Source organism: Pseudonocardia hydrocarbonoxydans, from assembly GCF_006539565.1.
Classification (GTDB): Bacteria; Actinomycetota; Actinomycetes; order Mycobacteriales; family Pseudonocardiaceae; genus Pseudonocardia; species Pseudonocardia hydrocarbonoxydans.
In genome coordinates this window covers 85876-100206 of sequence record NZ_BJNG01000006.1, presented here as the reverse complement: position 1 = coordinate 100206, position 14331 = coordinate 85876, and the positions used below count along the sequence as shown (strand labels likewise).

Genomic DNA, 14331 nt, shown 5'->3' with positions numbered 1-14331 from the left:
GCTCAGGTCCGGCGCAGCGGCGGGTTGCGGGTGCGCCGGGCCAGCAGGACCACCGCGGCCGCGGCGAGCGCGACCACGACGAACAGCCCGATGCTCCAGTTGACCGGCGAGGGCGCGTCGGGGTCGTCGAACGCCACGACGGCCTCGATGTCGCCGACCTCGCCCGCGTCGAAGACCCAGCTCACCTCGCCCGAGTCGGCCTCACCGTTGGCGTCGAGGACCTGGCCGGGGAACGCGATCTTGAGCTGGAAGTCGGCCCGGTCGACGTCGACGGTCGTGAGGTCCACCGCACCGTCGACGACGACCCGGTTGCCGGCCCGGCGGATCTCCAGCCGCACCTTCTCACCCGGCGCGCCCGCGGCCGAGATCAGCTCACCGACCTGCGGGAACGTGAGGTCCGAGAAGCGGACCAGGGACCCGGTGTAGCCCTCCTGCCGGTACTGCGACACGTCGACGGCGTCGGTGAGCCCCGGGGGGATCGTCAGTGCCGGGCCGGGGTCCTCGGGGCCCTGCTCCGGGGTGGCGACCACGACCTGGCCGCGGACCGTGTCGTCGGGCTGGACGGCCAGCGCGGCCTGCACCCGTGCGCAGCCCGACAGGGCGGCCATCGCCAGGAGCAGCGTGACCAGCAGCACCGTGGGCGAGGGGCGGCGGCGCGACGGCATCGGGCCATCGTGCCATCCGGCGCGGGGCCTCAGCGCGGGGGCGCGGGGGGTGCGGCGGGCGGGAGCGGCAGCTCGCGGCCCAGTACCGCGAACGGCCGCGTGTCGCCGCTGAAGCGGTGCCGCCGCAGCAGGTCGGTGAACCCGGTGCGCCGGTAGAGCGTCCACGCGCGGTTGACGGGGCGGCCGTCGTGCTCCGGGGTGGACAGCAGCACGTGCCGGGAACCGACGCCGGCCAGCAGGGCACGCAGGAGCGCCTCGCCCAGGCCCGCGCCCTGGGCGTCGGGGCGCACGTGCAGCTCGGTGAGCTCGAAGTAGTCCCCGAGGAGCGCGCGGTCGGCCGGGCGGGCCCGCAGCCCGCGGGCGACCTCCTCGTACCACCACTGGCCGGGCGCCCCGGTGTAGCCGTAGGCGACGCCGAGCAGCCGGTCGGCGTCGTCGAGCCGGGCGACGCAACGCCAGCCGGGGCGGCGCACGTGGTCGAGCCAGAGGCTGCGCCGGTGCCGCGCCGTGCTCGGCGGGTACCCCATGGCCGCGACGTACACGGCCAGCGCCTCGTCGACGCGGGCCGCGAGATCGGTCGGGCCCCACTCCACGAGGTGCCGGGCCGGTGCGGTGGTCACCGGACCATCTCACCACGCGGACGGCGTCGCGTCCCGTCGCGGCCGCGGCGACTTGACGCGACGCCCGCGGGGAGTTGTACTGGAGGGGATCGAACATGTGTTCGATCATCGGTGGGTCCGGTGGTGGGGCGGGGGAAGCGCCCGGCCACCGGGCCGACCGGGCCCGGCCGGAACCCAGACCCGGCCGGGCGGGCGCCGGCCGGGACAGGCCGGTCGGGAGGAGTGCAGGTGAGTGCCTTCAGCCGGGTGTTCCGTTCGCGTGAGCCCACGCCCGTCCAGGTGCGCTGGCTCGACGGCGAGCCCGTCGAGTTCCAGCGCAGGCCCGCCAGGCGCGGTGTGCGCTACCTGGTCGTCGACGTCCGCGAGCGCTGGATCGAGCAGTCGCCGTGGCCGTTCCCGTCGCCGATGCCGGTCGGGGGCGACCGGTTGCGCTGCTGGCGGGTCGAGGCCCGATCCGCCGAGGAACCCGAGGGCCCCGGGCGCGAGTTCGTGCTGCGCATGCGCGCGGGCCCCGGGGTGTGGGACCTGGTCCGGGTCGCCGAATGAGGCCCCGGTGCGCGCACCTCCGAGGACAGGAGCCCCGATGACCGTCACGACCGACCGGCCGGTGCCCGCACCGCGCCGGGCACCCGCCGCCCGGCCGGTGCCCGCCCCGCGGACGGCCCCGGTGTCGCGCTCCGCGCTGGCGCTGCTGCGACAGTCCGCCGACGGGCTGGCCGAGGCCCACCGCGAGGACGACCCGCTGCTCCGCTACCCGGCGGCCTACCTGGCCGCGCTCCGCGCCGGGGCCGCCGTCCTGGCGGTGCGGGCCACCCCGCAGCCCCGCCGCGGCGCCCCGCGGGCGGTGTGGGACCTGCTGGCCGCGGTCGCCCCCGATCTGGGGGAGTGGGCGGCGTTCTTCGCCTCCTGCTCCGCCACCCGGGCCGCGGCCGAGGCCGGGATCGCCCGGCTGGTCGACCGGCGGGCGGCCGACGACCTGCTGCGCCAGGCCGAGCAGTTCGTCGCGCTGGTCACGGAGACGATCCCGCTGCGCTGAGCCGGTCGATCCCCCCCTGCGCCGAGCCGGTCGATCCCGCTGCCCCGAGCCGGTCGAGCCGGGGTGCGCTACCGGGTGGGCGGCGGGGCGGTCGCGGCGCGGGGCCGGCGCTCGCTGCGCAGCACCCGGCCCAGCAGCGTGGTGAACACCGCCGACACCTCCCGCGCCCCGGGGGTGTCCCAGCTCTGGATGGGCACGCACGCGCCCTGGGCCTGCTGCACGGCCGACCGGTCGGGCAGCACGCCGCTGAACACCAGCGGGCCGAACAGCTCCCGCAGCTCGGCCACCCGGAACTCGTGCTCGGCGTTGCGCGGGCGCACCCTGTTGATCAGCACGCCGAGCGGCTGGAGATCGGGGTTGCCCCGCTGGCGCTCGGCCTGCACGGCGTCGAACGCCCGCTGCACGCCCGACACGGCGAACATCGTCGGATCGGTCACCAGCACGGCCCGGTGCGCCGCGGCGAGCGCGCTGCGGGTGAGCTGGCCCAGCGACGGCGGGCAGTCGATGACGACCAGGCGGTACGGGCCCGGGGTGTCGACGTCGTCGCCGGGCTCCTCCCGCCCCGGGTCGGCGCCGCCGGCGAGCCGGCCCAGCGCCCGGCCCAGCCGCCCGAGCTGCTTGGCGGCGGGATCGGGGTGGTTGTGCCGCTCGGTCTGCTCCGCGCCCACGAGCACGTCGAGGCCCTCGCCCCAGCCGCTGGGCACGATCGCCCGGCGCAGCACCGAGCGGCGCGGGTCGTCGAGCACGTCGGCGACGGTGGCGGTGGCGGTGGTGTCGCCCACGTCGAGGGCGATCGTGGCGTTGGCCTGGGGGTCCAGATCGACCAGCAGGGTGCGCACCCCGTGCTGCTGGGCGGCCCCGGCGAGCCCGAGGGCGACCGTGGTCTTGCCCACCCCACCCTTGAGGCTCAACGTGGCGACGACCTGCACGGCGATCAACCTACCCCGACCGGGTGCCCACTACGCTGCTGCCGTGAGGCCGGACCAGAATGCCCCCGACGCGACGGGCGCCGCGCTGCCCGGACCCGTGCACCGCGTGCTGGCTTCCGAGGTCGCGCGCGCGGCCGAGGGGGCCCGCGACGGGGCCGCCCCGCGCGTGCTGGACGTCGGCGGGGGCAGCGGTGCATGGGCCGTCGCGCTCGCCGGCCTCGGGTGCGCCGTCACCGTCGTCGACAACAGCCCGAACGCGCTGGCCGCGCTGCACCGGCGCGCCCGTGACGCGGGCGTCGACGGGCTGGTCACCCCGGTCCAGGGCGACGTCGACGCGCTGGCCGACGTGGCCCCCGACGGCGGGGCCGACCTGGTGCTGGGCCACGGCCTGCTGGAGGTCGTCGACGACGCCGAGCACGCCGTCCGCGCCCTCGCCGAGGCCACCGCACCGGGCGGGGCGGTCTCCGTGCTCGTCGCGGGCCGGCACGCCGCGGTGCTCGGCCGCACCCTGGCCGGCCGCCTCGCCGAGGCCCGGGCGCTGCTGGTGGACCCGCACGGCCGCTGCGGCCCCGACGACCCCCTGCGCCGCCGCCTCGACGCCGCGGGCCTGCACGCGCTGCTCGTCGCCGCCGGCCTGGTCCCCGAGACGGTGCAGGGCGACGGGGTGCTCGAGGGCTGGGTGCCCGGCTCGGTCCGGGACGGCGGCCCGGCCGCGTCGCGGGCGGTCGCCGAGCTGGAGGCGCTGGCCGCGGGCCGTCCCGCCCTGCTGGAGCTGGCCGCCCGCCTGCACGTGCTGGCCCGGAGGCCGCACCCGGTGGAGTGACTCCGCGCACGCCCGTCCGGGTGTCGCGCTCCGTCACCGGAGGGCCGGCCGGCCCGTCGTCCGGAGGTCGCCGTGCTGGTCGGCGGGGGTGCCCCCGGCTGCGCCCGGTGGTCGAGACACTGCGCAGAGTGCCCGTCGTCCGCCCGATGGGGCCACCTGGCGCAGCCGCCGGTGAATCGCAACCACCCGCTCGACGAACGCGGGTGGTCGACTCGGCCGCGGGCTCGTATCCTCTGCCGTAGGAGGCCCACCCCGGGCGTTCGTCGCGTCGTTCCGGCACCATGGAAGATGACCGACAACAGCACACGTAGTGCCGGAGGCGATGTAATGCCCCTCTCCGAGCACGAGCAGCGACTGCTCGAACAGATCGAGCGCGCTCTCTACGCCGAGGACCCGAAGTTCGCATCGACCGTGCGCGGCGGCCGGTTGCGCAAACCCACACGCCGTAGGCGGATGCAGGGCGTCGCCCTGTTCGTGCTCGGTCTCGTCATGCTGGTCGTCGGGGTGGTCATCCAGTCCGTCTCCGACGGCGGGGGCATGGTCGCGCTGATCGTGCTCAGCGTGCTCGGCTTCGTCGTCATGCTCGGCGGGTCCGTGCTCGCGGTCACCTCCTCCGGCAAGGCGCCCGGCGGCGCGGCCCCCAGTGCGGAGGCCGAGCCCGAGAAGAACGGCTTCACCGGCCGCATGGAAGAGCGCTTCCGTCGGCGGTTCGAGCAGGAGTAGCAGCACCCACTCTCCGACGCCGCGGCGTCCGGGCCACGACGGTCCGGGCGCCGCGGCGTCCGTGTGCCCGCGGTAGCCGGTGGCCGGGCCCCGGACCTGTTCAGGCCGGGGTCGTCGCCGGATCGGGGGCGGGGCGCTCCGGGCGGGTCAGCACCGACGGCGGGAGCAGCCGGGCGCGCAGGGCGATCGGGCTGCCCGCGGCGATCGCGTCCCGGACGGTGCGGACCGGGGCGGTGAGCTCGCCGGGATCGGGGTGCCGGTCGCCGAACCAGCTGGCCTCGACGGCGCCGACCACGGCCCGGACGGCGTCCTGGGCCGCCGCGTCGAGCCGGTGCTGGCGGACCAGCCGCCGCGCGGCCGCGCGCACGGTGTCGGTGGCCGGGACGGGGACCCGCCGGTCGACCGAGGTGGCCACGAGCTCGTCCCACGCCGCCCCGGCCGAGCCGACGCCGCCGGCCGCCGCGGCCGCGAGCCGGGAACGGGCCCGCAGGGCCCGCAGCGCGGCGGGGACGAGCGCGGACAGCACGACCAGGAGCAGCACCGGCAGGGGCCACAGCGGGAACCCTCCGGTGTCGTCGGCGGGCGCCGGCGCGGGGGCCTCGGGGGTCTGCCCGCCCGCGTCCGGCGCGGGGGCTGTCGGGGGCGCCGCGGGGGCGGCCGGGACCGGGACGCCGCCGGCGCCGACACCGCCGCCCGCCGCCTCCGCGCGGGCCTGCTCCACGTACGGCGGGGTGATGGTGCGGCCGTCGGTCAGCGGCGTCGGGTCGAAGGTGGTCCAGCCGATGCCGGGGAACCAGGCCTCCACCCAGGCGTGCGCGTCGGCGGTGGTGATCACCCGGTAGTCCTGGACGGGAGAGCCGCCGGTGAAGCCGACCGCGACCCGCGCCGGGACGCCGACGGTGCGCAGCATGACCGCCATCGCCGAGGCGAACTGCTCGCAGTAGCCGACGCGGCCGACGGTGAGGAACTCGACCAGCGCGTCGTCACCCGCGGGCGGGGCGGTCTGCAGGTCGTAGGTGAACTCGCTGTCCGGGCTGGTGAAGTACTCCTGCAGCGCCATGGCCCGGTCGAAGTCGGTGGCGGCACCCGCGGTCACCTCGGCGGCCAGGTCGGTGACCCGCTGGTCGACGCCGAGGACGTTGGAGTAGATCGCCGCGGGGCGCTCGCCCCGGGCCGCACGGAGCAGGTCGGTGGTGGGCGCGGGGAAGAAGGCCCACTGGCGCCAGCTCTGCTGCCGCTGCGGGCGGGCGGTGTACGCGATGCCGCTGGGCTCGTCGTAGACCCACACCCCCGGTTCGAGATCGGCGACGCCCAGCGGGCTGCCGTAGAGCGGCAGCCAGTAGTCGCGGAAATCGAGGTTGTCGAAACGCACGTCGGCGGTGTCACCGGGTACCGGCGGCTGGGCGAAGGGCCCCTCGGCCTGCACGCCCGGCCCCGGCCGGGTGGCCTGCCAGCCGACGCCGGGCACGTAGTCCGACAGCGTGAGGGCGCGCAGGTAGCGGGGCTGGTCGAGGCCGCGGACAGTCAGCAGCGGGGTGGGTGTGCTCTCGTTGAGTTGGCCGCGCAGCGCGGTGAACGGGCTGAGCCCGATCGCGCCGCGACCGGCGCCGTCGCCGTCGAACCGGCCGGCGGTGCCGACGAAGGCGGTGGCGGTCCCCACCAGCAGGGCGACGGCCGCGGCCGCCGCGATGAGCACCGTGCCGCCGGGGATATGGCGGCGGTTGCCGTCCGGGGCGAGCAACAGCAGGCCGAAGCCGAGCGCGGCGGCGGCGAGGGTCCACCAGGGGAGCAGGTCGTCGGCGAGCGCGGCGGGCACGGCGAATGCGGCGAGCAGGGGTATCCCGGCCGCGGCGGGCGCCTGCGCGCCGACGGCGGCGAGGTGCACCGCCACCGCGAGCAGTCCGAGCGCGGCCGCCACGAGGAACAGGATCTCCGGGGTCGGGTCGACGGGCGCCGTGCCGACGTCGATCTGCGCACCCGCTCCCGCGAGCAGCGCCCCCAGGTCGCCGAGCGCGGCGGGGCCGGGCAGGATGCCGGCCACCCCGTCGTCGCTGAAGAGCGCGGTCAGCAGGCAGGTCAAAGCCGTGACCTGCGCCGACGCCACCAGGAGGGTCGGGATCCGGGGCGCCACCGCGCCCAGCACCCCGACGGCGGCGACGGCCGCGACCGCCGCTCCCGCGTAGCCGATCCACTCCGGGCCGCGGACGACGGCGGAGACCGGGGCCGCGGCGAGCAGCACCGCCACCGCGCACAGGACGGGCGCCAGTACCCGCGGCGCCGCGCCGGGGACGGCGGCCGGGGGAGTCGGCGCGGCGCGGGTGGGCCGCGGGGCGGTGAGCGTCACGACGTGCTCCCGATGCTCTGTGCGACCAGATCGTCCCATGCCCGGTCGGGCGGGACACCGGCCGCGGCCACGGCCACCCGCCAGCCCGCGCCCCGCAGGGCGCTCGCCGCGGCGGTGACGTCGGGGCCCCGGCCGCCCGGGGCCCAGCCGGCGACGTCGAGCAGGATCGCGTGCCCCCCGGCGGGCTGGCGGGTGAGCAGGGCGTCCAGGTCGCCGGAGCCGAGCGAGCCGAGCACGGCGAGGACGTCACCGCTGAGCTCGGGGCCGTCGAGGTCGGAGCGGGCCGCGGGGCGCAGGGCGGCGAGGGTGTCGAGCAGCGGGTCGACGTCGCCGGAGGCGGTGCCCAGCGCGGTGCCGTCCTCGCCGACGAGGGTGATCACCTCGCCGCGCCCGCCGAGGTGGGTGCAGATGCTGGCGGCGAGGCTGACGGCGACCTCCAGGCTGGAGTCGGGCCCGTGGCCGCGGTGCGCGGCGGCCCGGCGGTCGAGCAGCACGGTGGTGCCGGTGCGCCACGGCCGCTCCTCGAGCCGGACCATCAGCTCGTCGTGGCGGGCGGTGCTGCGCCAGTGCACGCGGCGCAGCTCGTCGCCCTGGCGGTACTGGCGCACGAGGACGTCGGACCGGCCCTGGCCCTGGTGGGCCAGTGCGGCGCCGGGCGTGCCCTCGCCGGAGCCCAGTGCCTGCGGCATCCCGCGCAGGGCGACGACCCGCGGCAGCACGACCAGCCGCGACGCCGGGGCCAGCTCGCGCTCGAAGTCGGCCAGCCCGAGCGGGTCGCCCGCGCTGCCGACGAGCGGGCCGACCCGGTGCACGCCGCGTCGCCCGGGCACCAGCGGGTAGGCCAGCCGAGCGCCGGCGCGGGGGGAGAGCCGGTGCACGGTGAAACGGGGCGGGGCGGCCGGCTGCGGGCCTGCGGCATCGGGAACGGTGTCGACCAGCCGTAGCGCCCCGACCAGGGGCCCGCCGCGGAGCGTGACCTCCACGTCCACCCGGCCCCCGGCCGGGACGCGCTCGGGGGAGACCTCGCGGGTGGCGCGCACCGACCGGCGGGTGCGCACCGCCACGAGCAGGGCGAGCAGGGGGAGCAGGGCCACGAAGGCGCCCACGCGGAGCAGGTCGCGCTCGTCGAGCACGAGCGCCGACACCGCGGTGGCGACGCCTGCCGCGAGCAGGCAGCGCCCGCGCGTGGTCAGGGCGGCGCGGCGCACGCGGTCAGCCGCCGGCGCGCTGGGGCACCGGATGGCGGCCCAGCAGCCCGCGGACCAGGTCGACCGCGGACCGCCGCGACGCCTGGGCGTCCGGGGTGAGCAGCAGGCGGTGGGCCAGCACCGGCACCGCGACGGCCTGGACGTCGTCGGGCACGACGAACCCGCGCCCGGCCAGCGCGGCCTGGGCCTTCGCCGCGCGGACGAGCTGCAGCGTGGCCCGCGGCGAGGCCCCGAGGCGCACCTCGGGCAGCCGGCGGGTGATCCCGACGAGCTCGACGCAGTACTGCCGCACCTCCGGTCCGAGCCGCACCTGGCGCACCGCCTCGATCACGGAGTGCAGGTGCCGGGCGTCGGTGACCGGGCCGAGCGTGTCGAGCGGATCGCTGCTCGCGTGCTCGTCGACCATCGAGAGCTCGGCGGCGGCGTCGGGGTAGCCGACGGACACGCGCGCGGTGAACCGGTCGCGCTGGGCCTCGGGCAGCGGGTAGGTGCCGTCCATCTCGATCGGGTTCTGGGTGGCGACGACCATGAAGGGGCTGGCCAGGGCGTAGGTGGCGCCGTCGACGGTGACCTGGTTCTCGGCCATGCACTCCAGCAGCGCCGACTGCGTCTTGGGCGACGCCCGGTTGATCTCGTCGGCGATGACGATGTTGGCGAACACCGGGCCCGGCCGGAACTCGAAGTCGGTGGTCTGCCGGTTGTAGATCGACATGCCGGTGATGTCGCCGGGCAGCAGGTCGGGGGTGAACTGCACGCGGCTCACCGAGCAGTCGATCGACCGCGCCAGCGCCTTGGCCAGCGAGGTCTTGCCGACCCCCGGCACGTCCTCGACGAGCAGGTGGCCCTCGGCCAGCAGCGTGACCAGTGCGACCCGCACGACGTCGGGCTTGCCGACGATGACGCGCTGGATGTTGGCGGCGACGCGGGCGCTCAGCTCGGCCACCTCGGCCAGGCCGACCGCGGGGACCGCGTCCCGTCCGGAACGGCTGCTCGTCGTGGTCACCCGACCTCCTCGCGCGCGGCCCCGGCGGACCGCTGTGCGGCCAGTCTCTCAAACGATCGCGTGCGGTGTGCCCGGACGGGTGATGTCGGGCTCCCCACCCCGCCCCACCACCGCGCCCCACCACCGCCTCCCGGGGCCCCCACGATCCCCCACCGGCCCGCACGGCGCGGTCCCGTGTGGCGAGAACGGTCACTCCGTGTGACTGAACGGCGCTTCCTGGGCGACGAGAGCCGTCGCGCGGCCGTGTGGTGCCCCACGGCCCCCCACTCCGTCGACGAGGCTCTGAGCTGCGGATTCACCGCCCGACCAGCGGAAAGGCGGGCTCCGCACAGGTTGACGGTGGAGGGAAGTGGGGTAGTGTGGAGATCGCTGGGGCGCACTGGGACGTCGCAGCCCGGCCGCGGTGGAGGTGGCGCCGATGTTCCTCGGCACCTACACCCCGAAGCTGGACGACAAGGGGCGGCTCACGCTGCCCGCCAAGTTCCGGGACGAGCTGCGGGGCGGTCTGATGATCACGAAAGGGCAGGACCACTGCCTCTACGTGTTCACCAGGGAGGCCTTCGGCGAGATGGCGGCCAAGGTCGCCTCGGCTCCGCTCACCAGCGAGTCGGCCCGGATCTTCCAACGCAACCTCTTCTCCGGCACCGACGACCAGAACCCCGACTCGCAGGGCCGCATCGCCATCAACGCGGAGCTGCGGCGCTACGCGGGGCTCAGCAAGGACTGCGTGGTGATCGGCGCGTTCACGCGCGCCGAGATCTGGGACGCGCAGGCCTGGCAGCAGTACCAGGAACAGCACGAGGACGAGTACGCCAAAGCGCAGGAGGAGGTCCTGCCCGGGCTCATCTGAGCCCGTGGAGCAACGAACGAAGTCGGTGTCCCCACCCGGGCGCCGCGTCCCTTCCCCGGCGCCTGCGGCCCTGGCACACCTTCCCCGGTGCCAGGTCCGGCGGCGACGTGGAGGCGGGCGCGGCGCCCGGGTGGGGACACCGCCGATCACGCCCTGGCTGGGGAGCACGGGCGTGGTCCGCGGGACACCGGCGGGGGTACGACGGTTCGGCGGCGGCCAGGGAGGTGAGCGGTGCAGGAACACGAGGGCGGGCCGGCTGGGGCCAGGCACGTCCCGGTGCTCCTGCGTCGCGTCACCGAGCTGCTCGCGCCCGCCCTGGACCGGCCCGGGCCACCGCCCGTGCTGGTCGACGCCACGCTGGGCCTCGGCGGCCATGCGGCGGCGTTGCTGGCCGCGCACCCGCGGCTGGTCCTGGTCGGGCTCGACCGCGACCCGGACGCCCTCGCGCTCGCCGGGCGCAGGCTGGTCGCGTACTCCGACCGCACGCACCTGGTGCACGCGGTCTACGACGAGATCGCCGACGTGCTCGCCGACCTCGGGCTGGGGCCCGTCGACGGCGTGCTGTTCGACCTCGGCGTGTCCTCGTTGCAGCTCGACGCGGAGTCCCGCGGGTTCTCCTACTCCCGGGACGCCGACCTCGACATGCGGATGGACCCGACCACCGGGCCCACCGCGGCCGACGTGCTCAACACCTACCCCGTCCCGCAGCTCGCGCGCGTGCTGCGGGAGTACGGCGAGGAGCGGTTCGCGCTGCGCATCGCCCAGGCGGTGGGCAGGCGCCGGGCCACGGAGCCGCTGCGGCGCAGCGCCGAGCTCGTCGAGCTGCTCTACGCGGCGGTGCCCGCGGCGTCGCGGCGGACCGGGGGGCACCCCGCGAAGCGGACGTTCCAGGCGCTGCGGATCGAGGTGAACGCCGAGCTGGAGGCGCTGCGGGGTGCGTTGCCCGCCGCGCTCGACGCGCTCGGCGTCGGCGGTCGGCTGGTGGTGCTGTCCTACCACTCGCTGGAGGACCGGATGGTGAAGCGGGAGCTGGCCGCGCGGGCCGGCTCGCGCACGCCGGCCGGCCTGCCGGTGGAGCTGCCCGGGCACGGCCCCCAGCTGCGGTTGCTGACCCGCGGCTCGGAGCCCGCGGGCGAGGACGAGATCGCCGACAACCCGCGGGCGGCCTCGGTGCGCCTGCGGGCGGCGGAAAGGATCCAGGCGCGACCGATCGGGGGCAACGCGGCATGAGTACGAAGGTGGGGGCGGCCATGGGCGGGCGTGCGGTGCGGGGCTCGCGGAGCGGGGCGCGGCGATGAGCGCGCCGGTGACCGAGCGGTCGCGGGTGCGCACCGCGCCCCGGCCGGGGCGTGCGACCGAGCCGGCGGCGATCCCCGCACAGCGGGGGGCGCCCGCGGCCCGGCGGGCCTACGCCAAGCGGGACGAGCGACTGCGCCGCGTCGTCGGCGGGGGGCGTCCCGCGCGGAACGCCCCGTCGTCGCGCCGGGCGCAGTTCGTGCTGCTGGTGATGGCGCTGCTCGCCGTCGGGATGGTGACGACGCTGTGGCTGTCGACGGCCGCCGCGGCCGACTCCTACCGGCTGCAGGCCGCGCGGGTGGAGGCCGGCGTGCTGACCGAGCAGGTGGAGCGCCTGCGCCGCGAGGTCGCCGTGGCGGCGTCGGCTCCCGAGCTGGCCCGCCGCGCCACGGAGATGGGCATGATCCCGGTGCAGGACCCCGCCCGGCTCGTCGTCGGGCCCGACGGCGCGGTGACGGTGGTGGGCGAGCCGGTCATGGCGCGTCCCCCGGCGCCGCCCGTCGCGCCCGCGCCGCCGCCCGCCCCGGTGGACCCGAACGCGACAGTGGACCCGAACGCACCGGTCGACCCGAACGCACCGGTGGACCCGGCCGCCGCCGATCCCGCCGCCGGACCGGCGGTGGACCCGGAGCTGGCCGCCGGGGTCGCGCCGGCCGTGGCCGAGCCGGCCGTCGATCCCGCGGGCGATCCCGCCACGGGCGCCGACGGGGCGGCAGCGGGCTGATGCCCTCCGCCCCGCCCCGGACCCGGCCCGGCGGCGCGGCCCGCTCCGCGCCCGCCGCTCGCAAGGCCCCCGCGCGGCGCCCCGCGCCGCGCACCCGCGACCACGACGCCCGGTTCAAGGTCGGCCGCATCGTCCTGGTGGTCGCCCTGGCCCTCGCCACGCTCAAGCTCGTCACGGTGCAGACGCTGCAGGCCGCCGAGTTGAAGGCGGCCGCCGAGCGGCAGCGCACCGTCGAGCTGGTGGTGCCGGCCGAGCGCGGCGCGATCCTGGACCGGGCGGGCTCCCCGCTGGCGTTCAGCGTCGAGGCCCGCGCGCTGGTGGCCAACCCGCGCACCCTCGCCCGCACCCTGGGCGACGGCACCGCGACGATGATCCAGGAGATGGCCACGGCGGTCGCGGCGTCGACCGGGCAGGACCGGGCCGAGCTCGTCGACAAGCTGAGCGCCGACCGCGGCTACGTCGTGCTCGCCGAGTACGTCGACCCCGACGTGGCCCGCGACCTGCGGGACCGCTTCCCGCTGATCGCCGAGGAGTACCGCGAGAAGCGGGAGTACCCGGGCGGGTCGCTGGCGTCGAGCATCGTCGGGTTCTCCCGCTGGGACGCGGGCGAGGAGCGCATCACCGGCCGGGAGGGCCTGGAGAACTCGCAGGACAACCTGCTGGCCGGCTCGCCGGGGCTGCGGGTCGTGGGCCAGGCCGAGGAGAGCGCGGCGGAGATCCCGGGCAGCACCCAGTTCGAGCGGCCCGTGGTGCCGGGGTCGGACCTGCAGCTCACGCTCGACTCCGACCTGCAGTTCACGGTGCAGCGCGCGCTCGCCGACGAGGTGGCGGCCACCGGGGCGGGGGAGTCGTCGTCGGCGGTCGTGCTCGACGTCGCGACCGGGCAGGTGCTCGCGCTGGCCAACGGCGGTGACGCCGACCGCTCCACCGGCAGCGGGGGCGGCAACCCGGCCGTCACCAGCCCGTTCGAGCCCGGGTCGGTGAACAAGGTCGTCACGATGGCCGCGGCGCTGGAGTACGGGCTCGCCACCCCCGACGAGGTCCTGGCGGTGCCCGGCACGATCGACGTCGCCGACCGGACGATCAAGGACGCCTGGAGCCACGGCACCGAGAACTACACCCTCACCGGGGTGCTCGCGAAGTCGTCGAACGTCGGCACGATCATGACCGCGCAGCGGGTGGGCGAGGACCGCTTCGCCGCGATGCTCGCGGCGTTCGGGGTCGGCGTGCGCACCGAGGTCGGGCTGCCCGGCGAGAGCCCCGGCTCGGTGCCCGCGCGTGAGGCGTGGTCGGGTTCCACGTTCGGCAACCTGCCGATCGGGCAGGGCCTGTCGATGACGGTGCTGCAGATGGCCGGGATGTACCAGGCCATCGCCAACGACGGGGTGCGGATCCCGCCCCGGATCGTGGCCGGGACGATCGGGCCCGACGGCCTGCGCACCCCGACCCCCGCCCCGGAGCCGGTGCGGGTCGTCTCGCCCGAGACCGCGGCGCAGGTCCGGACGATGCTCACCGCGGTCACCCAGGACGCCCGCGGCCAGCGCGGCACCGGCCCGCAGGCGGCCGTCCCGGGGTACCAGGTGGCGGGCAAGACGGGCACGGCGCAGCAGGTCGACCCGGAGTGCGCGTGCTACTCGCGCTCGTCGTACTGGATCACCTTCGCGGGCATGATCCCGGCCCAGGACCCGCGCTACGTCGTCGCGATCATGCTCGACGCCCCGGCGGGCGGGTCCAGCGCCGCGCCGCTGTTCCACGACATCGCCAGCTACCTCGCCCAGCGCGAGGGCCTGCCGGTGTCCGCCGAGCCCGCCCCCGTCCAGACCCTCGTCGCGCCCTGACACCACCCCGCACCCCTGACACCACCCCGCACCCCTGACACCACCCGCCCCGGCACGACCTGCGCGCACGCGCGCGTCGGGTGCCGGTGGTGGACGCGGGCGTCGGTGGTCGGCGGGGTGGGGGCGGTGACCGGGGCGGCCGGCGCGGCGGCGACCCGGATGTCCGGAACCGCCCGTGGGGTCCGGTTCGGTGCACCGGCCGCCGACGATCACCGGTCGGGGGAGGGCCCGCGGGCCACGGGGGCGGGCGGGCGCGCGGCGACCGGTGGGTG

The 14331-nt window shown here is 77.0% G+C and carries 14 protein-coding genes; 8 read left to right on the top strand and 6 right to left on the bottom strand.

The window, feature by feature from the left end; genetic code table 11:
* Nucleotides 1–2 precede the first annotated feature (2 nt).
* On the bottom strand, nt 3–665 hold the full coding sequence (locus PHY01_RS04340) for an LppM family (lipo)protein (protein WP_141277204.1): 663 nt from the start codon (nt 663–665) through the stop codon (nt 3–5).
* 29 nt (nt 666–694) lie between these two features.
* Entirely contained in the window at nt 695–1285 is a 591-nt protein-coding gene (locus PHY01_RS04335) for a GNAT family N-acetyltransferase (RefSeq protein ID WP_246085693.1), read from the bottom strand.
* 228 nt (nt 1286–1513) lie between these two features.
* On the opposite strand from PHY01_RS04335, the gene PHY01_RS04330 reads away from it, so the two are divergent.
* Nucleotides 1514–1831 (top strand): hypothetical protein, encoded by a 318-nt coding sequence (locus PHY01_RS04330; RefSeq protein ID WP_141277203.1) that lies wholly within the window; start codon nt 1514–1516, stop codon nt 1829–1831.
* 37 nt (nt 1832–1868) lie between these two features.
* On the top strand, nt 1869–2321 hold the full coding sequence (locus PHY01_RS04325; RefSeq protein WP_170183623.1) for an SAV_6107 family HEPN domain-containing protein: 453 nt from the start codon (nt 1869–1871) through the stop codon (nt 2319–2321).
* 68 nt (nt 2322–2389) lie between these two features.
* Here PHY01_RS04325 and PHY01_RS04320 read toward each other — a convergent pair whose 3' ends face one another.
* Entirely contained in the window at nt 2390–3250 is an 861-nt protein-coding gene (locus PHY01_RS04320; protein ID WP_141277202.1) for a ParA family protein, read from the bottom strand.
* 43 nt (nt 3251–3293) lie between these two features.
* Between PHY01_RS04320 and PHY01_RS04315 the strand changes: the two genes are divergently transcribed.
* Both PHY01_RS04315 and PHY01_RS04310 read left to right on the top strand, forming a co-directional pair.
* Complete coding sequence (locus tag PHY01_RS04315) at nt 3294–4073, top strand: class I SAM-dependent methyltransferase (RefSeq protein ID WP_370467367.1); 780 nt, start codon at nt 3294–3296, stop codon at nt 4071–4073.
* A gap of 327 nt (nt 4074–4400) precedes the next feature.
* Nucleotides 4401–4796, top strand: a complete 396-nt coding sequence (locus tag PHY01_RS04310; protein WP_141277201.1) for an SCO2097 family morphological protein — start codon at nt 4401–4403, stop codon at nt 4794–4796.
* Between the two features lie 100 nt (nt 4797–4896).
* Here PHY01_RS04310 and PHY01_RS04305 read toward each other — a convergent pair whose 3' ends face one another.
* Genes PHY01_RS04305 through PHY01_RS04295 form a run of 3 tightly spaced genes read right to left on the bottom strand, consistent with a single transcriptional unit; the run spans nt 4897 to nt 9351 of the window.
* Nucleotides 4897–7140, bottom strand: a complete 2244-nt coding sequence (locus tag PHY01_RS04305) for a transglutaminase-like domain-containing protein (protein ID WP_141277200.1) — start codon at nt 7138–7140, stop codon at nt 4897–4899.
* Nucleotides 7137–8348, bottom strand: a complete 1212-nt coding sequence (locus PHY01_RS04300) for a DUF58 domain-containing protein (protein ID WP_141277199.1) — start codon at nt 8346–8348, stop codon at nt 7137–7139. The genes PHY01_RS04305 and PHY01_RS04300 overlap by 4 nt, the downstream gene beginning before the upstream one ends.
* Before the next feature lie 4 nt (nt 8349–8352).
* The gene (locus tag PHY01_RS04295; RefSeq protein ID WP_141277198.1) at nt 8353–9351 is read right to left on the bottom strand and encodes an AAA family ATPase; all 999 of its coding nucleotides are present in this window, start codon (nt 9349–9351) and stop codon (nt 8353–8355) included.
* A gap of 418 nt (nt 9352–9769) precedes the next feature.
* On the opposite strand from PHY01_RS04295, the gene mraZ reads away from it, so the two are divergent.
* The 4 genes from mraZ (at nt 9770) to PHY01_RS04275 (ending at nt 14059) form a co-directional block, all read left to right on the top strand.
* Nucleotides 9770–10201, top strand: coding sequence for a division/cell wall cluster transcriptional repressor MraZ (mraZ, locus tag PHY01_RS04290; protein ID WP_141277197.1), 432 nt, complete (start codon nt 9770–9772; stop codon nt 10199–10201).
* Between the two features lie 231 nt (nt 10202–10432).
* Nucleotides 10433–11431 carry a 16S rRNA (cytosine(1402)-N(4))-methyltransferase RsmH gene (gene rsmH, locus PHY01_RS04285; protein ID WP_141277196.1) on the top strand — a complete coding sequence of 333 codons (999 nt, stop codon included), beginning with the start codon at nt 10433–10435 and terminating at the stop codon, nt 11429–11431.
* A 64-nt stretch (nt 11432–11495) separates the two neighbouring features.
* A complete protein-coding gene (gene ftsL / locus PHY01_RS04280; RefSeq protein ID WP_141277195.1) occupies nt 11496–12221 on the top strand; it encodes a cell division protein FtsL in 726 nt (241 codons plus the stop codon).
* Entirely contained in the window at nt 12221–14059 is a 1839-nt protein-coding gene (locus PHY01_RS04275; protein ID WP_141277194.1) for a peptidoglycan D,D-transpeptidase FtsI family protein, read from the top strand. The genes ftsL and PHY01_RS04275 overlap by 1 nt, the downstream gene beginning before the upstream one ends.
* Nucleotides 14060–14331 lie beyond the last annotated feature (272 nt).

Excerpts from the sequence above, each read along its gene's own strand:
- PHY01_RS04340 (WP_141277204.1), bottom strand. The coding sequence starts at position 665 with ATGCCGTCGCGCCGCCGCCCCTCGCCCACGGTGCTGCTGGTCACGCTG.
- PHY01_RS04325 (WP_170183623.1), top strand. The coding sequence starts at position 1,869 with ATGACCGTCACGACCGACCGGCCGGTGCCCGCACCGCGCCGGGCACCC.
- PHY01_RS04310 (WP_141277201.1), top strand. The coding sequence starts at position 4,401 with ATGCCCCTCTCCGAGCACGAGCAGCGACTGCTCGAACAGATCGAGCGC.
- mraZ (WP_141277197.1), top strand. The coding sequence starts at position 9,770 with ATGTTCCTCGGCACCTACACCCCGAAGCTGGACGACAAGGGGCGGCTC.
- ftsL (WP_141277195.1), top strand. The coding sequence starts at position 11,496 with ATGAGCGCGCCGGTGACCGAGCGGTCGCGGGTGCGCACCGCGCCCCGG.
- PHY01_RS04275 (WP_141277194.1), top strand. The coding sequence starts at position 12,221 with ATGCCCTCCGCCCCGCCCCGGACCCGGCCCGGCGGCGCGGCCCGCTCC.